The organism is Streptomyces sp. SID13666 (assembly GCF_010548325.1).
Taxonomy (GTDB): Bacteria; Actinomycetota; Actinomycetes; order Streptomycetales; family Streptomycetaceae; genus Actinacidiphila; species Actinacidiphila fildesensis.
On record NZ_JAAGLX010000001.1, the window covers coordinates 458,894 to 477,692 of the forward strand.

Annotated in this window: 19 protein-coding genes; 8 read left to right on the top strand and 11 right to left on the bottom strand. The window is 70.6% G+C overall.

Features of this window, described 5'->3' with window-relative positions:
* Positions 1-67: 67 nt before the first annotated feature.
* From G3I60_RS02255 to G3I60_RS02265, 3 genes are read right to left on the bottom strand one after another with little or no spacing between them, the layout of a single operon-like run.
* A complete protein-coding gene (locus G3I60_RS02255; protein ID WP_164292443.1) occupies positions 68-1,117 on the bottom strand; it encodes an alpha/beta hydrolase in 1,050 nt (349 codons plus the stop codon).
* A complete protein-coding gene (locus G3I60_RS02260) occupies positions 1,114-1,956 on the bottom strand; it encodes an inositol monophosphatase family protein (RefSeq protein WP_164292442.1) in 843 nt (280 codons plus the stop codon). The genes G3I60_RS02255 and G3I60_RS02260 overlap by 4 nt, the downstream gene beginning before the upstream one ends.
* Before the next feature lie 41 nt (positions 1,957-1,997).
* Positions 1,998-3,404, bottom strand: coding sequence for a PLP-dependent aminotransferase family protein (locus tag G3I60_RS02265; protein ID WP_164292441.1), 1,407 nt, complete (start codon positions 3,402-3,404; stop codon positions 1,998-2,000).
* A 115-nt stretch (positions 3,405-3,519) separates the two neighbouring features.
* Between G3I60_RS02265 and G3I60_RS02270 the strand changes: the two genes are divergently transcribed.
* Positions 3,520-4,275 carry a metallophosphoesterase gene (locus G3I60_RS02270; RefSeq protein WP_164292440.1) on the top strand — a complete coding sequence of 252 codons (756 nt, stop codon included), beginning with the start codon at positions 3,520-3,522 and terminating at the stop codon, positions 4,273-4,275.
* A 55-nt stretch (positions 4,276-4,330) separates the two neighbouring features.
* Here the strand turns inward: G3I60_RS02270 and G3I60_RS02275 are convergent, their stop codons facing one another.
* Both G3I60_RS02275 and G3I60_RS02280 read right to left on the bottom strand, forming a co-directional pair.
* Positions 4,331-4,699 carry a helix-turn-helix transcriptional regulator gene (locus G3I60_RS02275; protein ID WP_138352290.1) on the bottom strand — a complete coding sequence of 123 codons (369 nt, stop codon included), beginning with the start codon at positions 4,697-4,699 and terminating at the stop codon, positions 4,331-4,333.
* Positions 4,696-5,142, bottom strand: a complete 447-nt coding sequence (locus G3I60_RS02280; RefSeq protein WP_164292439.1) for an SRPBCC domain-containing protein — start codon at positions 5,140-5,142, stop codon at positions 4,696-4,698. The genes G3I60_RS02275 and G3I60_RS02280 overlap by 4 nt, the downstream gene beginning before the upstream one ends.
* A gap of 299 nt (positions 5,143-5,441) precedes the next feature.
* On the opposite strand from G3I60_RS02280, the gene G3I60_RS02285 reads away from it, so the two are divergent.
* From G3I60_RS02285 to G3I60_RS02295, 3 genes are read left to right on the top strand one after another with little or no spacing between them, the layout of a single operon-like run.
* The gene (locus tag G3I60_RS02285; protein ID WP_164292438.1) at positions 5,442-5,885 is read left to right on the top strand and encodes a hypothetical protein; all 444 of its coding nucleotides are present in this window, start codon (positions 5,442-5,444) and stop codon (positions 5,883-5,885) included.
* 5 nt (positions 5,886-5,890) lie between these two features.
* Positions 5,891-8,515 carry a VWA domain-containing protein gene (locus tag G3I60_RS02290; protein ID WP_164292437.1) on the top strand — a complete coding sequence of 875 codons (2,625 nt, stop codon included), beginning with the start codon at positions 5,891-5,893 and terminating at the stop codon, positions 8,513-8,515.
* Positions 8,512-9,906, top strand: a complete 1,395-nt coding sequence (locus G3I60_RS02295; RefSeq protein ID WP_164292436.1) for an extracellular solute-binding protein — start codon at positions 8,512-8,514, stop codon at positions 9,904-9,906. The genes G3I60_RS02290 and G3I60_RS02295 overlap by 4 nt, the downstream gene beginning before the upstream one ends.
* Before the next feature lie 20 nt (positions 9,907-9,926).
* On the opposite strand, the gene G3I60_RS02300 is transcribed toward G3I60_RS02295, so the two are convergent.
* Complete coding sequence (locus G3I60_RS02300; RefSeq protein WP_164292435.1) at positions 9,927-10,886, bottom strand: chlorophyllase; 960 nt, start codon at positions 10,884-10,886, stop codon at positions 9,927-9,929.
* Positions 10,887-11,050: 164 nt separating this feature from the next.
* Here G3I60_RS02300 and G3I60_RS02305 point away from each other — a divergent pair, with 164 nt between their 5' ends.
* From G3I60_RS02305 to G3I60_RS02315, 3 genes are all read left to right on the top strand, one after another.
* Complete coding sequence (locus tag G3I60_RS02305) at positions 11,051-11,647, top strand: TetR/AcrR family transcriptional regulator (protein ID WP_164292434.1); 597 nt, start codon at positions 11,051-11,053, stop codon at positions 11,645-11,647.
* A 352-nt stretch (positions 11,648-11,999) separates the two neighbouring features.
* Entirely contained in the window at positions 12,000-12,740 is a 741-nt protein-coding gene (locus G3I60_RS02310) for a GAF and ANTAR domain-containing protein (protein WP_164292433.1), read from the top strand.
* A 5-nt stretch (positions 12,741-12,745) separates the two neighbouring features.
* Positions 12,746-13,492 carry a GAF and ANTAR domain-containing protein gene (locus tag G3I60_RS02315; RefSeq protein ID WP_187144713.1) on the top strand — a complete coding sequence of 249 codons (747 nt, stop codon included), beginning with the start codon at positions 12,746-12,748 and terminating at the stop codon, positions 13,490-13,492.
* 45 nt (positions 13,493-13,537) lie between these two features.
* Here G3I60_RS02315 and G3I60_RS02320 read toward each other — a convergent pair whose 3' ends face one another.
* The 3 genes from G3I60_RS02320 to G3I60_RS02330 all read right to left on the bottom strand — a co-directional run bounded on the left by G3I60_RS02320 (position 13,538) and on the right by G3I60_RS02330 (position 15,657).
* Complete coding sequence (locus G3I60_RS02320; RefSeq protein ID WP_164292432.1) at positions 13,538-14,578, bottom strand: acyl-CoA desaturase; 1,041 nt, start codon at positions 14,576-14,578, stop codon at positions 13,538-13,540.
* A gap of 206 nt (positions 14,579-14,784) precedes the next feature.
* Positions 14,785-15,192, bottom strand: coding sequence for a hypothetical protein (locus G3I60_RS02325; RefSeq protein ID WP_203671871.1), 408 nt, complete (start codon positions 15,190-15,192; stop codon positions 14,785-14,787).
* Positions 15,193-15,363: 171 nt separating this feature from the next.
* Positions 15,364-15,657, bottom strand: a complete 294-nt coding sequence (locus G3I60_RS02330) for a chaplin (protein WP_138352300.1) — start codon at positions 15,655-15,657, stop codon at positions 15,364-15,366.
* 495 nt (positions 15,658-16,152) lie between these two features.
* Here G3I60_RS02330 and G3I60_RS02335 point away from each other — a divergent pair, with 495 nt between their 5' ends.
* A complete protein-coding gene (locus G3I60_RS02335; RefSeq protein ID WP_164292431.1) occupies positions 16,153-17,163 on the top strand; it encodes a hypothetical protein in 1,011 nt (336 codons plus the stop codon).
* Positions 17,164-17,273: 110 nt separating this feature from the next.
* Here the strand turns inward: G3I60_RS02335 and G3I60_RS02340 are convergent, their stop codons facing one another.
* Positions 17,274-17,684 carry a rodlin gene (locus G3I60_RS02340; protein WP_138352302.1) on the bottom strand — a complete coding sequence of 137 codons (411 nt, stop codon included), beginning with the start codon at positions 17,682-17,684 and terminating at the stop codon, positions 17,274-17,276.
* 135 nt (positions 17,685-17,819) lie between these two features.
* The gene (locus tag G3I60_RS02345; protein WP_203671874.1) at positions 17,820-18,767 is read right to left on the bottom strand and encodes a DMT family transporter; all 948 of its coding nucleotides are present in this window, start codon (positions 18,765-18,767) and stop codon (positions 17,820-17,822) included.
* Positions 18,768-18,799 lie beyond the last annotated feature (32 nt).

Genomic DNA, 18,799 nt, shown 5'->3' on the forward strand with positions numbered 1-18,799 from the left:
GCCGGCTCCTCTTCCATGGTCAACCGCTCGGTCCAACCGTGCCACCGGAGGTTCCCGCACCCTCCGGTTACGCCCCTGACCGCGGGTTTCTCGTGCCGGACTGCGCGAGAAGACGCTGGAGCCAGCGGGTGCGGGCGTTGCGGGCGTCCTGACTGAGGGCCGCTCGCGGTGCCAAGCCGTCGAAGCCGTGGTAGGCGCCGGGCCATACATGCAGTTCGGCCTGGCCGCCGGCCTGCCAGATCGCATTCGCGTACGCCACGTCCTCGTCCCGGAACATCTCGGCCGAGCCGACCTCGACATAGGCCGGGGGGAGTCCGGAGAGGTCCGTGGCGCGGGAGGGGGCCGCGTAGGGCGGCAGGTCCGCGGCGCCGTAGCGGTCACCCAGCAGCGCCTTCCACACGGTCGCGTTGGAGGTGAGGTCCCATACGCCCAGGCCCGTCATCTGATGGCTGGAGAAGGTGCTGCCGCGGTCGTCGAGCATCGGAGACAGCAGCAGTTGTCCGAGTGCCCCGGGGCCGCTCCGGTCACGGGCCAGCAGGGCGAGGGCCGCGGCGAGTCCGCCGCCGGCGCTCTTCCCTCCGATGATGATGCGGTCCGCGTCGATGTCCAGTTCTGCCGCGTGCGCGGCTGCCCAGACGAGGCCGGCGTAGCAGTCCTCCAGCGGTCCCGGGTAGCGCGTCATGGGCGCCAACCGGTACTCCACCGAGATGACGGCCAGCTCCAGCGGGAGTGCCCACTCGCGGAGAATCCGTGGAAGCACGGACCACGCGTTGCCCATGACCATCGCGCCGCCGTGCAGGTAGTACAGCAGCGGCAGGGGTCCGACGAGTCCGGACGGCCGCGCGCTCACGAGCGTGACGTCCGGTCCGTCCGGCGGTCCCGGCACGGAGAACTCGGTCACCTCGAAACGGCCGTCGGCGCGCAGGTCCTCGGCCGTCGGTCTGGGCCGGGTCACGGCATCCCGCTTCTGCCGGGCCGCAAGATTGTCCGGAGTGACCGGCTGCCTCGGCCCCTTGCCCAAGGCGGCCAGTGCGACGCTCAGTTCAGGGTCGAATGGGGGAGCGGCTTGCGGCGTCGGGGCTCGGCCGGACCCTGACGGCGTGCGGTGGACACTCATGACCCGGCCTCCGGCCGGCCGGTGGGACGCTGCCCGGCATCCCCGGCTCGGCTCCGGATCATCGACATCAGCAGCCCGTGGGTCCCGGCGTCGGCAGCCACGACAAGTCCGCGGCCCGCCTCACCGATCGGGGCGCCGTCGATCCCGGTGACCACACAACCGGCGGCACGGCACAGAGCGATGCCGGCGGCGAAGTGCACGCTCCCCGACAGGTCGCCGCCATCGGTGACGTACGCGGCACGCTTGCCGGCGGCGACCCAGGCCAGCGCCAGCGTCGTGGACACGACCCGCGGCCGGAACCGCTCGACGAACCCGGCGTGGGCCAGCAGGTCCACGGCCCGGAAGCCGGGCGCGCTCGGGAACGGCGGATCCAGGTTGACGTCCACCAACTGCGTGGCGGACGTGGGCGCCAGCCGCACATCGGCGCCGTCGTGCCGCACCCTGGCCGTCTCACCGTCGGTGAAGAAGACCTCGCCACTGAACGGATCGGCCACCGCGGCCGCCCCGTCACGCAGCGCCACGTTGACGGCCACCAGCATGTTGCCGACGGCGTAGTTCAGCGTCCCGCACAAGGGATCAACCAGCCACTGGCGCGCAGCGTCGGCGGCCCCCTGCTGCCCGCCTTCCTCGCCCAGCACCGCGTCCTCGGGTCGGGCGGACCGGATGACGTGGAGAATCGCCTTCTCGGCCTCGATGTCGGCGGCGGTGGCAAAGTCCCCGGCGCCCTTGTCGACGCGGGTGAGCCGTTGGCCGTACATGCCACGCACCACGTCCGCGCCGGCGCGTGCCGCGGCTATCGCGACTTCGGCATCGTCAAGGCTCGCAGATGAGTTGATCATGCCGTGCAGGATACCGGCGGCACTCTCACCGACGCGGTGGGTCAGCTGGAACCAGGACTGGTGGTCAGGTGGGTGAACAGGGCGTCGAGGGCGGCCGGGTAGGTGTGTTCGGACGGGGCGGCGAAGCCGATCAGGAGGCCCTGGGGGCGGTCGGCCGGTTCGTGGTGGAGTTCGGTGAGCCCGCGCAGGGCGAGGCCGTGGCGGGCGCAGTGGGTCAGGAGCTCGTGTTCGGTGGGGCCCTCGGACGGGAGGGTGAGGAGGGTGTGCAGGCCGGCCGGGACGCCGTGGGGCGTGAGGCCGGGGGTGGCGGTCAGCCGGTCGAGGAGGAGTTCGCGTCGGCGCCGGTAGCGCAGCCGGGTGGCCCGGACGTGGCGGTCGTAGGCGTGGGTGGTGATCAGGTCGGCCAGGACGAGTTGGCCGAGCGTCTCGGTGTACAGGTCGGCTTCCTGTTTGGCCCGCACCACCGGTGACACGAGATGGGGCGGTAGGACGATCCAGGCCAGGCGGAGCGCGGGCCCGAGGGTCTTGGACGCGGTACCGCAGTGGACGACCTGGTCGGGGGCGATGCCCTGGAGGGCGCCGATGGGTTGGCGGTCGTAGCGGTACTCACCGTCGTAGTCGTCCTCGACGATCAGACCACCGGTGGAGCGGGCCCATCCGCACAGCTGCTGGCGGCGGCCGGGATGCAGCGGGACGCCGGTCGGGTACTGGTGCGAGGGGGTGAGAACCGCGGCCCCGATGTGCGATGTCAGCGCCTCCACGCGGGCGCCGTGGGCATCGACGCGCAGCGGGAGAGTGGCGAGCCCGGCGCGCTGCACGACTGCGCGGAAGACGTTGTGGCCCGGGTCCTCGACGGCCGCGGTGGTGATGCCGGACGCGGCCAGCACCCGGCAGAGCAGACCCAGGCCCTGGTAGTACCCGGAGGTGATCACGATGCGCTCCGGGGTGGTGATCACCCCACGGGTGCGCCCCAGGTACTCGGCGAGCGCGCTACGGAGTTCGATCCGGCCCTGCGGGTCGCCGGCGCCGAAGACGTCGGGGCGGGCGTGGGTCAGAACCCGGCGGGTGGCGGCGAGCCAGGCCCGGGTGGGGAAGGCGCTGATGTCGGGGAGCCCGGGGCGGAGGTCGTGGCGGGGGGCCGTGGGCGCCGGTTCGGGGCGCGTGGGGGCCGGGGTGTGGTGCGGCGTGTCGGCGACGATGGTGCCCGATCCCGGGCGGGTGGTCAGGTGGCCCTCTTCGACCAGTTGGTCGTAGGCGGCGCTGACGGTGCCCCGGGCGATCCCGAGTTCCTGGGCCAGCCCGCGGGTCGACGGCAGGAGCGCCCCGGCGGGCAGCCGCCCCTGCCGGATCGCCGTCCGGAGAGCCGACTCCAGGCCGGCGCGCCGCCCAACGGCGGTGTCGAGGTCGATGTGCAGATCGAGCCGGGAACTGGACCAAGAATTCGGCATGAGACCGGATCTTATTCCTGGTCCGGTGGCGCTCTAGGTTCGAGGGGCGGGCCGGCCAGCACCCCCTGGTCGTTCTCGTTCCTCTCCGGTACGCAGCGACGAAGGGACCACAGCCGTGATCGTGATCGGCCACCTCAGCGATATCCACATCGACAGCGGACAGCGGAGCGTCGAGCGCACCAGGGCTGTCATGGACTATCTCGAGGAGCTGCCGTACGACCTGGACGCGGTCCTGGTCACCGGGGACATCGCCGACCATGCCCTGCCCGCCGAGTACGAGCAGGCCCGCCGGCTGCTGACCTCCCGGCATCCCGTCATGGTCTGCCCCGGAAACCACGACGAGCGCACCGCGTTCCGGCAGCACCTGCTCGGGCAACCGGGCTCGGCGGCACCGGTCAACCAGGTGAGCCGCGCCGCCGGTGTCGTCATCGCCCTGTGCGACTCCTCGGTGCCCGGCAAGGACGAGGGCTTCCTGAACGACGGGACGCTGGCGTGGCTGGAGGAGACCCTGACCCTGACCCCGGACGGGGTGCCGGTCCTGGTGGGGTTCCACCACCCACCGACCACCTTGCACGTCCCCTTCGTCGACGGCATCCGCCAGTTCGGTGCAGAGTGGTTGGCCGCGCTGACGGACCGGCACCCCGGCATCACGGCGTTCCTGTGCGGGCACGCCCACACACCGGCGGCGACCACCTTCGCCGGGCGCCCGGTACTGGTGGCACCAGGAGTCGTCTCCACGCTGCGCCTCCCCTGGGAGCACCGGTCGCACCCCCAGGACCACGTCCACCTGGACCAGCCGCCCGCCCTCGCCTTCCATGTCCTGGACGACGACGGACGGTTGACGACGCACTACCGGAACGTCGACCACTGATCGACGGGCAACAGGTCGACAACTGACCGACGGTCAACAGAGGGCGTCGTCCGCGTCAGTCGGGTCGTGCCGAATCCGCATCCCGTTCCGCTGCTTCGGCGACGCGCTTGATGTTCGCCAGCCGGTGGTCCCAGTCGGCCGCGAGCGCGGACATCCACCGCGCCGTCGCGTTGAGCGCGGCCGGCCGCACCGTGTACCGCACCTCGCGTCCGACGCGGCCGCCGGAAACCAGCCCGGCGGCGTCGAGGACGGCGAGGTGCTTGACCACGGCCTGCCGTGAGACGGGAAGGCGTTCGGCGAGCGTCGTCGCGGTGGCCTCTCCTCGCGCGGCGAGCAGATCGAGCAGCTGCCGCCGTGTCGGGTCGGCCAGCGCCCCGAGGACGCTGTCGACGACCTCGGCGGCGCCGGGAGGTCCTTCTGTCATGCGGAGGGCTCTTCGGCGCGCTTCTTGAGCGCGTCGAGTTCCAGGGGCCAGCCCTGGCTGTGGTCCTTGTGGTTCTCACTGCGCAGCTCCTCGGACCCGGCGAGCGTCGCGAACCCGCTCTCGACGACGCGCAGCCGGGTCTGGTCGCCTTCCGTGGTGAGGGTGAACTCCACAAGGGTGCTGTTGTCCTCGCGCAGTTCCTCTCCGGGAAAAGCGCTGGTCCAGCGGTACGCCAGGTAAGTCGGCGGCTGGACCTTCTCCACCCTGACCGGGAAGTCGCCGTGCTCGGAGTTCTTCGCCACCATCGACTCACCTTCCTTGGCCACGGTGCCGGGCAGGCTCGCCTTGTCGGCCACCCAGAAACCGGGTTGTGCCACCAGGGACCAGACGCGCTCCAGTGGTGCCGAGATCAGGGTTTCGCGCTCGATCCGGTCCTCGTTCATGAGGTGACTCCGTTCATCGCTGCATCGCTGCCATTGACTTGCAACTCAAGGGTTGCACGACATCTCATGACGTGCAACCCGCAGATTGCACTTCGGCTCGGCGTCGCCGCGAACCGGCTGCCCCCAGCCACTCCTCGGGTGACCGGCGGGATGCCGGTCATGCGCCGGGGCCGCCGCCGCCGGCGGTGACCGGGATCCTCGGCAATCCCCACCGGGCGCCAACGACCATGAAAGAATGGGCACTTCGGCAGGGAGCGGCACTGCGGTGATGGGCAACGGCGCCCGACGGAGGCAGAGCAATGGCAGACGGTATCGCGGGCGGTTCCCGTGACGCGGAGCGGACGGAACTGCGCATCAGCGTCACCGGTACCCACAACCGGCACCTCGACCTGGAAGCGCTCCAGGAGTGGCTGGACACGTCCTCCTCCCTCAAGGAGGCCCGTGACCGGGGCGAGTTCACCGTCGTGCGAAGAGCCTCCCGTGACCAGCGCGACTCCATGGCGGGCGAGATCCTGCAGGACATCATCCTGGTCGTGGTCGCCGAGGCCGTGCGCCCGGTCGCCGAGAGCGCCTGGCGGTCCGTCCTGACCTGGGTACGCAACCGCCGCCGGCTCGCGGACCGTCGTGAGGAGCCCCGTGTCACCCTGGACGGCGGCGACCTCGGCCCCGGCCGGGAGATCCGCCTGGACAGCGACCAGAATCCTGATACCTCCGGTGCGACCGACGAGGTGGAGGAGGCGTAGCCGCTGTGCCGCCGTACGATCCGCGCGGCCGGGGGAACGACGCTGGGGCCGGCGGAAAACGGCACCGTGCCGTACTGCTCGGCGTCGACACCTACGAGCACCTGCCTCCGCTGCTTCCCGTTGCGCGCAGTGTGCAGTTGATGCGGCAGGCGCTCACGGCCGGAGACACCGGGGTCCTGGATCCGGGTGATCTCATCGTGCCCGAGGGGGAGTTGGGCCATACCGCGTTCCGGGCCGCGCTCTCGGACGCCAGGGACCAGGCCGAGGGACTGCTGCTGGTCTACTTCGCGGGGCACGGCCTGGTCCGCAGCAACGGTACGGACCTGCACCTGATGGTCAGCGGCTCGCGCGTCACCCATAATCGTGAGCACCCCTTCGTGGACGCCATCTCCTGGCAGCACGACGTCATGGGCTCGCTCATCCACGCCAAGGCCGACTGGGTCGTCGTCATCCTGGACTGCTGTTACGCGGGCAACGCCCTGCGCGACTTCACCCCGGACGGCGAACAGAACTTCGCGGTGCTCACCGCCGCCGAGGCCGGGGTGGAGATCCCCGAGGGCAGTCCGGCGGACGGCACCCCCTTCACCCGTGAAGTGCACCGGCTGCTGACCAACGGCATTCCCGGGCAGCCGATGGTCACCTTCACCGGACTGGTGGCCGCCGTCCGGGAGGCGATGGAACCGGTCCGCGCGGTGGACGAACACCGCTGGCTCCCTGACGAGCGCCGCCGCGGTGACGACGTGGTGCTCTCCCACGCCGCGTCCGCGAATCTCCCGGCAGCTGCGCCCCCGGCCACCCCGCCGCCGGTGCAGGGCCCGCCTCCGGTCCCGGCGCCTGCCCGGTCCGGCGGTCGATTGAGGCACCGCCTGAAGAACCGTGCGTTCACCCGCACCGCGGCCGTCGTCCTCACGGTTCTCGCCCTGGCCGCCGCGGGCGGTGTGTACGCCCTCACCTCCGGTCAGGCGGCTGCCTGCGCGCCCCCGACGGAGCTGCGACTGCTCGCCGACCCGGACGCGCTGCCCACCGTCCAGAAGGCCGTCGACGCGTACCTCCAACGGCCCGGGGGCTGCCGGGCGGTCGGCATCACGGTGTACGCGGGGAAGGGCACGGACGCCGTCACGGCTTTCCGCAACTCCGCGGTCTGGCAGTCCCCGCCCGCCATCTGTCCCGCGACCGGCGACTGCCTGCGCCCGCAGCGCGACCTCGGCGCGCAGCCCGACATCTGGATTCCGGGTGCGAGCAGCACCTGGGAGCGCGCCAGGGAGGCAGGCAAACAGGCCGTCAACCTGGACCGGCTCGGCCCGGTCGCTTACTCCCCGCTGGTGCTCGCCGTCCCCGGGACCGTCTCGCTGCCGGCCGCCGACCAGACCGGCACGGCGCTCAGTGCGATCATCGGCCATCTGCGCGCGCCCCAGTCCCAGGCGGCGCTGCTGCGCCCCGACCCCGAGTACACCGACGCCGCACTGCTCGGCACGGTCGCGCTGTACACATCGCTCGGCGGCTCGGGACAATCCCCCGCGGAGATCGAGCAGGGCATGGTGCAGGCGCTCAGCCCGTCCCCCTCGACGGCCCACGACCTGATGTGCGCCCTGGCGCGGGGGACGAACAACGCCCTGGAGGACCGGGCCGCCGTGCTGGTCCCCGAGCAGACCATGGCCCAGTTCAACCTCGGACCGGCCGACCCCGGACACCCCACGTGCACGTCCGCCACGCTGTCGAAGCGGATCGCCAACTATCCCGCCGACCTGCCCTTGGCCGATCTGCCGTTCATCCACGTCACATGGAAGGGCGCCGACCGGCACAGCGACGAGCGGGCCCAGGCGGTACGAGACCTCTACACCTGGCTGACACGGCCCGACGCCCAGAAACTCTTCACCGGCGACGGCTACCGCGGCGTCAGCGACGGGCATCCCGCCACCCCCGGCCCCGGATCGCTGCTCACCGACCCCGCCAACTCCCGTGCCGTCCGTACCGACCTCCTGCCGTCGGTCGCGCCGGAGGTCTCCGCCGCCGCGCTCGACAAGACCTTGCAGAGGTATCGCCAGGCGCTGGGTCCCGGCCGTGTCCTGTACCTGCTCGACAGCTCCTCGTCCATGGACGGTTTCTGGACCGGCCCGGGCCGCGCCAAGGATCTGCTCGCCCGGTCGCTGCGCTCGCTGGGGGCGAAGGACGAGTACGGGATCTGGTCCGTCGTGGAGGACGGCAGCGCGCACCATCGCGAGCTGCTGTCGTTCGGTACCCACGACCGGAAGGCCGCCGAAGCAAAGGTGGCGGAGGCCGGAACCGTCCCCCAGGACGCCAGACCGGACCTCGCGCTGCACGAGGCACTGGCCGAACTGCGCGGCCGGGCGAAGGACGGCGACCGGCCCCAGCTGATCGTCCTCATCACGGACGACGAGGACTCGACGGGCATCCCGCCCGCCGCGTTGACATCGCTGGTCCAGGACGCGGTAGCCGGCGCCCCCAGCCGCGTCGTCACCGTCTCGCTGCACAGCGGCGGTTGCACCGCGGTCCCGCTCAACCAGCAGATCACGGCGGCCACCGGTGGCCGCTGCCTGGACCCGGCCGTCGAACTCGCGACGGAGCTGCCGGCCGAGGTCGCGAAGACCGGGACAGGAGACGCCGAATGAGCCGGACCGGGCGGCGCGCCCTCGCCGCACTCCTTCCACTACTCGTCTGTGCGGCCGCCGCCTGCTCGTCCGGAGGATCACCAGGACCGCCGCCCGACGACGACGCCGTGGGGGCGGGCGGTCCGATCGTCGTCGCCTCAGGTCTGGACGTGACCGGATCCGGCGGGGTACGCCAGCACCTCATCGAGGAGTGGAATCGGCGGCACGCGGGTTCCGCCGACCTCCAGGCCGAGCTGGTCGAACTGCCGGGCGCCGCCGATCAGCAGCGCAGCCAGCTGCTCGGCGCGCTGCAGTCCGGCAGCGCCCACTACGACGTGGTGAACCTGGACATCACCTGGATACCGGAGTTCGCGGCGGCCGGTCTGATCCGGGCCGCCCCCGCGACCGAGGCCAAGGACCCGGACCTGATCGGGCAGGTCGCCAAGACCGCCGACTGGAAGGGCCGTACCTACGCCGAACCCTTCAACAGCGACGTCGGACTGCTCTTCTACCGGCCCGACTACCTGCGGCAGGCCGGGGTGGACCTGTCCCCGTCGGCCGTGTCGACATGGCAGTGGTCCACCCTCGGCGCCATCATCGAGGAGCTCGACAGTGCCTCGCCCTCCGGCCCCCGCAAGAGCGGGTACCTCGGCGGCTGGACCACCCAGCTCGCCGCGTACGAAGGGCTGACCGTCAACGTCATCGAGGCGTTCGAGTCGGTGGGTGTCCATCTCACCGACGAAGAGGGGCATTACACGGCGGACCAGCAGCAGCTCAAGGCCGGGCTCGTCGAACTCGGTGCCCGCGTGGGGCACGTACTGCCCGCGGCAAGGTCCTCGGACGAGAGCGCCAGCCTCACCCAGTTCGGCGCGGGCCAGACGGCTTTCCTGCGTTTCTGGCCGTACGGCTACGGTTCACTGGCCGCGCTGCTGCCGCCCACCGCGTACAGCGTGACGCGCCTGCCCGGGAGTGCGGTCCTGGGCGGCCAGAACCTCGCTGTCACGGCGGACTCCCCGCGCGCGGCGCACGCCCGCGCGCTGATCGACTTCCTGACCTCCCCGGAAAGCGAAAGCTGCCTGCTCGACGCCGGGTTCGCCGCCACCCGCGTCTCCGCCTACGACGGAAGCGCCCGCCCTTGCTGGCCGAAGGTCGCCGAGACGTTGCACCGCGCGGCGACGGCGGGCGAGGACCCGGCGCGCACCCCGTCGACGCAGGACAGAGCCGCGTACCGGGCGACCGTGCTCAAGGCGCTGCAGGGCGCGGTCCAGCGGCCCCGGACCCCGTACTACGGCGCGTTCACCCAGGTCCTCCAGTCGTCCGTCCACGCCTGGCTCACCGCGGACCGACCCGATGTCGATGCGACCGCCGCCCAGCTCGACGCCGCACTCAGCGCCGCGCTGTCCGGCCACTGACGGCTTCGTGCCGTGGCCGTTCATTTGGATTCGACGCGGCCGAGCGGGTCGGGGCCGGCCGTCAGCTCGTCGCACGCAGCCTTCCAGGCGGAATCCCCGGGGTAGAGCTCGGTGCGGAGATAGGCCCAGGTGAGCCGCTGGACCGCGGCCACGCGCTCGGGGTTCTCGTCCGTGGTCTCGGCGACGTCGTATCCGGAGACCCCGCCGAGCCCGTGCTCCGCGTCGAACAGGGTGAGCAGGGCCTTGGGGCCGGGGGAGAGGACGTACGGATCGGCGTGCCAGTCCGGGCCCCGGACCGTCAGGTGGGCAGAGGCGTCCTTGTCACCGGCGACGACCAGCGTCGGCGTCGTCATCGCGGAGAAGTCCGTCGTCACGAAGAAGGAGAGATTCTCGGCCACGGACTCGGTGAGGGCATCGCCGCCCCGGCCGGGCGCGCCAAGCAGCACACCGGCCTTGATCCGGGGTTCGGCCAGGTTCACCTCCGTTCCGTCCTGTGGATCGGTGAGCCGGGCGCCCAGCAGCAGGCTCGCGGTGTGCCCGCCCATCGAGTGCCCGGCAACGGCGACCTTGCTGTGATCCAGGCGCCCGCGGAGCTGCGGGACGGCGGCCTCGATCGCGTCGAGCCGGTCGAGGACGAGCTTCATGTCCTCGGCGCGCGATCGCCAGAACAGCGGTGCGCCGGGGGTGGCGGGATCCAGGGTCAGCGTCCTGGAGCTCAGATGGGTGGGCTGGATCACGACGAAGCCGTGCGCCGCCCAGAAGTTGACGAGGGGGGCGTAGCCGTTGAGCGAGGAGAGGTGGTTCGAGTAGCCCTGGCCGTGGGAGAGGAGGATGACCGGCAGCTCGCTCCCGGTCACGGGCGCGGAGACGCGCAGTTCCAGGTCCACGACCCGGCCGGGAGCCGGCAGCACCACCGGGGCGACCGAGAGGACCGGAGTGGGTGAGCTGAGGGTGTCGGTGGGGTGAGCCGATGCGTTCATGCTGCGTAGGTCCCTTCAATGGCCTTTGCCGCCGGTCTCTTCGGACAGCGGCGGGGGAGGCGGTCGGGAGCGTCCGATTCAGCTACACTGAAAACGGAGCGACGTTCCGATTAATATACGGAGCGGTGTTCCGTTTTGTCAACGGCGGCCGGAAGGAGAGCGTGGTGCCCACGACAAGCCCCTCCGGGGAGGTGCCGGCCCGAGGCAAGCGGGCCGACGCGCAGCGCAACCGTCAGACGCTGCTCACCGCCGCCGCCGCGGTGTTCGTCACCTCCGGCGTGGATGCGCCGATCCGCGAGATCGCGGCCAGAGCGGGCGTCGGGATGGGGACGATCTACCGCCACTTCCCGACCCGGGCGGATCTCGTCGTCGCCGTCTACCGCCACCAGGTCGAGGCATGCGCCGAGGCCGGCCCGAGCCTGCTGGCCGGTGCCGACTCCCCGCTCACGGCACTCCGCCAGTGGGTCGACCTCTTCGTGGACTTCCTGGTGACGAAGCACGGACTCGCCAACGCGCTGCAATCGGACAGCAGCGGCTTCGAGGCGCTGCACAGCTACTTCCTCGACCGCTTGGTACCCGTCTGCGCGCAGTTGCTCGACGCCGCGGCCGACGCCGGCGAGATCAGAACCGGTATGCAGGCCTACGAGTTGATGCGCGGCATCGGCAACCTCTGCATCGGTCGGGACAGCGACCCCCGCTACGACCCCCGACGACTGGTCGGACTGCTCCTTGAGGGACTGCGGCGACCGCAGTCGTCCTGAGGTGCCGCTGCGCACCCGTGGTGTTCGCCTTCGCGGGCATGCCGACATCGACCTGACGGCGGGCTCCTTCTGCGACGTCAGCGGTCTGAACCTCTTCCTCGCCGTCAGCCAGTACGCCACAGCGGCCGGAAAGCAACTTCGCCTGGGCCACCCCACGTCCGGGGTGACCCCTGGCCGGCAGCAGCCATCTGCTGCGTGGTCCGGCGGATTCCGCAAAGAGCACTCTCCGTACCTCTAAAGTCGGTCTTGTGACCACATCAGCACCGTGGAACGCGCACCAACCCTCAGGTGACCTGTCCTGCCGGCAAGCGGGCGACTCCGGCCTGGGCGGCACGGCGCCAGGTGACCCCGGGTGATCAGTGATCGCATGGCGAACGTGTTGCGCCGGCTGCGCGACGACGACGGGCCCGGCGGGATCGCGCATGCCATGACGGCGGGTGCGGTCGCGCTGGGTGTGGACGGCCTCGCGGTGTCCCTGCTGATGGAGGACTCCGGTATCGAACTGGTGGCCTGCTCGGACGAGAGCGCGCAGACCTTCGAGGATCTGCAGTTCACCCTCGGGGAAGGGCCGGGCCCCGACACCGTGCGCGCCGGCATCATGGTGTGGGTGCCGGATCTGGCGGGAGTGCGCCCCGACCGCTGGCCCGCCCTGGCCATGGAGAGCGCGGGCCTGGCGGTTCGGGCGGTGTTCTGCTTCCCGATCGGCCTGGGCGCCATCCGTGTCGGCGTGCTGACCGCGGTGCGCCGCACTCCGGGCCCACTGAGCTCAGGACAGGCCGACGATGCCCTGGTCCTGGCCCGCGCACTGACCGCCCGCTGTCTGGGGGGCGGCGAACCCCGCCGACAGGACCCCGACGACCGCGTCTCCCAGGATTCCGCCCACGAACTGCAGCAGGCCGTCGTGCACCAGGCGACCGGCATGATCAGCGTCCAGCTCAGCCTGTCCCTGCCCCAAGCTCTGCTGCGACTGCGGGGTCATGCTTATGGCAGTGGCCGCACCATCACCGACATTTCCCGAGAGATCGTGGCCCGGCGGTTGCGCCTGGACCCCAACACCGACGGCACTGAGCCTGCTGTCGCAGACAAGGACTGATCGCCATGCCCCGCGAACAGCAACTCTCCCAGGTGTTCGTCGAGATCGCCGATTCCCTGATCGATGATTTCGACGTCATCGACTTCCTGCAGCAGCTGTCCGTCCGCTGCATGGAACTCCTCGACGTGGCCGCCGTGGGGATCCTCCTCGCGGACGAACACGGCATCCTGCGGGTCCTGGCCGCTTCCGACGAGCGCACCCGGCTGCTGGAGTTCTTCGCCACGCAGCACGACCAGGGCCCGTGCGTGGAGTGCTTCCAGAGCGGGCAGCCCCGCACCAACATCGACCTCACCGCTTCCCGGATCACCGACGACTGGCCGCAGTTCGCCACCCAGGCTCAGGACATCGGCTTCGTGGCCACGAACGCGCTGCCGCTGCGGCTGCGTGGGCGCATCATCGGCGCCCTGAGCCTGTTCCAGACCGATCCCGCCCCCCTGAGTTATCAGGACGTCTCGCTCGCCCAGGCCATGGCGGACATCGCGACCATCGCGATCCTGCAGCAGCGCACCTTGGCCCAGAGCGAGACCGAACGCGGCCAACTGCAATACGCGCTGACCAGCCGCATCGTCCTGGAGCAGGTCAAGGGCATCCTTGCCGAACGCTGGCAGCTCTCCGTCGACGACGCCTTCGCCGCGTTCCGCCGCTACGCCCGCAACCACAACCTGAAGCTCGCCGCCCTGGCTCGCGACATCACCGACGGCACCTTCGACACCGACGCCATCCCCCATGGCGTCGCCGGCACCGCGATGTGAAGCACGATCATGCCGCGACGCCGGCCCCGCGCCCCAACGTGACCGTCACGTCGTCGTGACGGGGACGCGCAGCGTCGCGTTCGCCACGCTCTGCAGGTGGCGCAGCGCCTGGCGGTACGAGTCCACGGCGCCGCACTGGAGGTAGTCGATCCCGTGCCGCACGCAGAACTCCCGTACCAGCGGCTGCACTCGGGAAAGGTTGGGTCGAGGCATGCTGGGAAACAGGTGGTGCTCGATCTGGTAGTTCAGCCCGCCGAGGAGCCAGTCGGTGACCGTGCCGCCGCGGATGTTGCGCGAGGTCAGGACCTGTCGGCGAAGATAGTCCGCGCTGCCCGACTCCGGCATCGGCATGCCTTTGTGGTTCGGGGCGAACGCGCACCCCAGATAAAGCCCGAACAGACCCTGCTGCACGACCACGAACACCAGGGCCTTCACGGGCGGCAGAACGAGCAGGACCACGGCCAGGAATCCCGCGGCGTGGAGCAGCAGCAACCCCAACTCCAGGCTGTTGTGCCTGTTCCGCCGCCGCAGTAGCGATCCCACGCTCAGCGCGTGCAGATTGGCGCTCTCCAGCAGGAGCAGCGGGAAGAACAGCCACACCTGCCAGCGGGCCAGCAGCCTGGCCGGGCCCCGCAGCGTGCGGGCCTCCTGCGGGGTGAACACGACGGCGCCCGGGGCGACGTCGGGGTCGCGGCCGGGTTCGTTCGGATGCGCGTGGTGGAGATTGTGCTTGCTCACCCACCAGCCGTAACTGAACCCGATGAGCAGGTTGGCGTGGACGAGGCCGACCACCGCGTTCGCCGGTCGGCGGCGAAAGATCTGCTGGTGCCCGGCATCGTGGGCGACAAAGCCGAGCTGGGCGAAGACCGCGGCCAGATACGCTGCGGTGCCCAGCTGCCACCATGAGTCGCCGATGACGACGAACGCGGCGATCCCGGCGGCGAGCAGCGCCGCCGTCACACCGATCTTGACGTAGTAGTACGCGGTCCGGCGCTCCAGCAGTCCGGCGCCCCGTACTTGCCTCATGAGTTCCGCGTAGTCGCTTCCCTGGGATCGGGTCGCGGGCGCGACCCCGAGCTCGGTCATGACTCTCTCCTCGCCACGGACGACATCAGCGAGACGGATCGCAGGACCGGCAGGGTCTGGACTGACCGAGCATTCAGGCAGGCTGACTGACAGGTCCTCCCAGTATGCGCGCCTGCCCGGTTTGTGAACTTGGCAAATCCGTCACAACGCTGCTGATTTCCCGGTGGGGGACTTCCTGTCTCCGCGCCCGGCGCCGCAGCGGAAGGTCACGCCTCATGCGGTCGGCCGCGCACCACACCATTGACGATCATGAGGTGGTGGGCGGACCACGGGCCGTGGCAGGTGTCGCACACGGTCTTGCGCCACCCTCGCGGTGCGTCTTCGCGGGTCCGGATGCGGCCGGGAGCGCCGCAGAATTCACAGGTGCGCATCGACTCCGCCTCTGCGGCAGTGATCAGGGCGCGCGCCGTGTCGCTGTCGTGGCCCACGGACTCGACGTGAATGCGCAGGCCGCCGAATTTCTCCCCGAGGTCCACGAGACGGTATCCGGGGGCCATCGCGCGGAGTTGGCGGTGCAGGCGGCCCAGCAACTCCTGCCAGCCAGGCCCCACCGTGTCAGCCCGTTCAGGGATCTGTACCGGCTGCGGAACGGGCGCTGTGCTGTGGTCGGGCATCGCACTATCGTCGCGCACCCGGCCCCTTCGGGGAACGAGCACGCCAGGGGCCTGTACGGGCGAAACCCGGGCCGCCGGGAGGACGCGTCACAGGATCAGGGCGTCTCACGTGCCTGATCCTGTGCGGGCTGGCGTCCTGGCCGCGGCGGCCCGGGGGTCGTGGGGTGCGGGTCAGCCGTTGTCGCCGGCCCCGTAGCCCTTGTCGTCGTCGGTGTCGTGGTGGCCGCTGATGTTCTGGCAGGTGTTGCCGAACACCGGGTTGAGGACCCCGATGACGTCGACGGTGTTGCCGCACACGTTGACCGGCACGTGGACGGGCACCTGGAGGAGGTTGCCGGACAGGACGCCGGGCGAGCCGACGGCTGCGCCGTGGGCTCCGGCGTCGGCGGCGGCCATACCGGCGCCGGCGGCCAGGACGGCGCCGGCGGCGGCGGTGATGGCGGCTGCCTGGGCAATACGGGACATCGAAGTCTCCTTGGAAGGGTTGAGTCCGCCGTAGGGATCACGGCGTTGACCCCACCAACGGGTCTGCTCCTCGGCAGGTCACGGGTGTTCCACCGAACGGACGCCCCGACGGCCGACCGGCCTTCCGTACCGCGCGCGCCGGGGACTCCGGCCGGAGGGGCCGTCCGGGTGAATACGGGTCCGCGGTGGGGGCGTCGTCCGTGTCCTGGGCCGTGCGCCTTCGTTGCCCAAGTGCGACATCGAGGTCCGGTCGGGCCTGGCAGTTCGCCTTTCTTCTGCCAGGTCCGGCCGCATCATCTCGCGACAGGGTGCGTGTCCTCGCGCTCCATCGGTGCCGGCTTTCCACCCTCGGTCGTGATCGGACCGGGTGCGGGGCTCCGAATGGCGGAAGGCGCACCTATCGGCTGAGATGGGACCAACAGTGTGCCATCTGTGACACACGGTGACCTTCGGGAAAGAGCCCGGCCTCGAAGGTTCGGCAAAGAAAGTCGCGTCATGACATCTGATCTCAGCACCACCCAGCACGACCCCAGCCACATAGGCCCAGACGATGAGCCCAGGCTCACCCTTCTCCGGGCGGTCGCTACCGCCCGGCCGCTGGACGAGGTCGCCTCACTGGTGGCCCTGCTCAACCGGACCGGTGAGTCGCCACGCCCGGGGGACGAGGCGTTGCGCATGGCCGCCGTCTCCCGCCCGGTGGACGAGGTCCTTCAGTTGGTCACCCTGCTGAAGAATCCCCCTCACACGATCGCCGACGCCGATACGGCGTTGCTCGCGGCGGCGATGGGTCGGCCCATCGAGGACGTGGCCGAGCTGGTGGCCGTCCTCGGCCCGGACAAGGACAACGGCTCCAGCGAGGACAACAGCCCCAGCGAGGACAACAGCCCGGGTAAGGACAACAGCCCGGATAAGGAGTACGGCCCGGTCGAGGACAGGCCGCAGCGGCAGGGGACCGTCGTCGGCGCTTCGGAGAGCGCCACTCCGAGCGCCGCGAGTGCCACCGTTGCCGCAAGTGCCGCCGTCCCGCGCGCCGCGCAGGCCGTCAGCCGACGAGCCCCGGCGGCCACCGTCGGGTTCGAAGGTGTGTCGCCGGAGCGCTCGGCGTCGTCGTCCCTGCGATCCCCGCTGCGCTGGCCCGCCGCCATGGCGCTGTTGATGATCGGCGCGCTCCACCTGCCGACCGACATCGCGGGCCTCCGTTCCGGCGGACCGGCGGCAGTCGCGTCCACGGTCATCGCCGTCCTCTGCCTGGCGCTGGCGTACCTGCTGGCCGCGCGGGACACGGTGTGGATCTGGGCGGCCGCCGCGGCCGCCGCCGTCGGCATCGTGGCGGTGCACTCCATCGCCGCAGGAAGCAACTCCGTGCATCTGCTCAGGGACAGCCTTGGCAACCTGTTCGCGGGCGCGGCCGCGCTCGCGGTGGCCTGCGGTGTCATCGCGGCCGTCCTTGCGGGAGCGGTGCTGATGCGCAGGCAGAAGCCGCGAACGGTCGCCGACGAAACCTGACGGGGTTCCGGTCCCAGCCGACCGGCTCCGTGCACAAGCGCCCTAAGCGCCCCAAGGGCCCCGAAACCTGTGCGGTTTCGGGGCCCTTGGGGTACTGCCGGACGTGAGTGTCAGTGGTTGGCGACACCGTTGCCGGACAGGACCGGAATCTGGTCCAGGATGTGCGACAGCGGCTCGTCGCCCTTGATCTGCGAGGAGTTCTCGGCGCACTGCTGGTTCTGCGGGGAGGACAGGACGTTGATGTCCTGCACCGTGATCGGGACGGCGCCGACGAGGGAACCGACGTTCGCCTTGACGGGCAGGCCGATGCACGGCTTGTTCAGCGTTCCCTGAACCAGACCGACCTGCGGGCTGAGGGTGCCGCCGGTGTGGGTGTTGCCGTACGACTGCTCGGCGCCGTTGCCGTTGGTGGTGGACGCGCCTTCGTCGTTGCCGATGGCCATGGCCGGGGAAACGAACGCAGCGGAGACGCCGACGATGGAGGCGGCCACCGCGGCGGTGCCGAGGAACTTCTTGAGCATTTGCAATCCTTTGGAGATGAGGGCAGCACAGGGAAGAACATGCTGCTCAACTACCGATCGCCGACGTAGTTCCGTCGTTTCACCCGAACGGTGGCGCTGCCAAGTTGTGGCTCGGTCGCCCAAGTCCTGAGGAGATCACGCAGGGGGCACCTTGCAGGCGGATTCCGGGGCACGTACGCCCGGCCGACCGCCCTGGTTCCGAGCCGCAGATGTCGCGCCGTGCGAGCGCCCCCATCGTCGGAGCACCGGCTGGCCCAGGAGGATGCCGATGGTCACCAGGGCGAGTCCGCAGAACTGCTTGACCGTGAGCGCCTCCCCGGCGATCACGGTGCCGAGCAGTACGCCCGTCACCGGGTTCAGGAGACCGACCAGGCCCACAGTGGCGGCGGGCAGGTGGCGCAAGCCGGCGAACCAGGCGGCGAAGGCCAGTGCGGTCGCCACGACGGTGACGTAGCCGAAGCCGAGGACGGCCGCCCCGTCGAGGTGCGGCGGCGCCCCCTCGGCGGCGACGGCGAGCGGGAACAGCAGAAGACCGCCGGCGATGAGCTGCCAGGACGTCGAGGCGAGCACCTCGACCTCGGTGCTCCAGCGCTTGGCGAGGATGTACCCGCAGGAAGACATGAGCATGGCGGCGATGGAGGCGCCGACGCCGAGAAGATCGATCGAGGTGGCTCCGGTGAACAGCATGAGGTAGACGCCGCCGATGCCGACCCCCGCACCGATCAGGTGCGCGGGGCGTGGCCGCTCGGCGATGAGTCCCCAGGCGATCAGCATCATGACCATCGGCGAGGTCGCCATGACGGAGGAGGCGACGCTGGTGGGCAGCCGCTGCGCCGCGATGTAGATCAAGGCGAAGAACCCGCCCATGTTGAGGATGCCGAGGACCAGGGACTTCCACCACCACGACCCGTGCGGTCGCGCCCGGCAGGCCGCCAGGAGGAGCAGTCCGGCCGGCAGCGCCCGGAAAGCCGCGCCGTACAGGGGCTCGTCGGCGGGCAGGAATGCGCGGGTGACGTAGTAGTTCGTACCCCACGCGACCGGCGCGATCATCGTGATCAGGGTCCACCGCAGATTACCTTCCATGGAAGCCATTATATCTTCCTTGGAAGGTATAA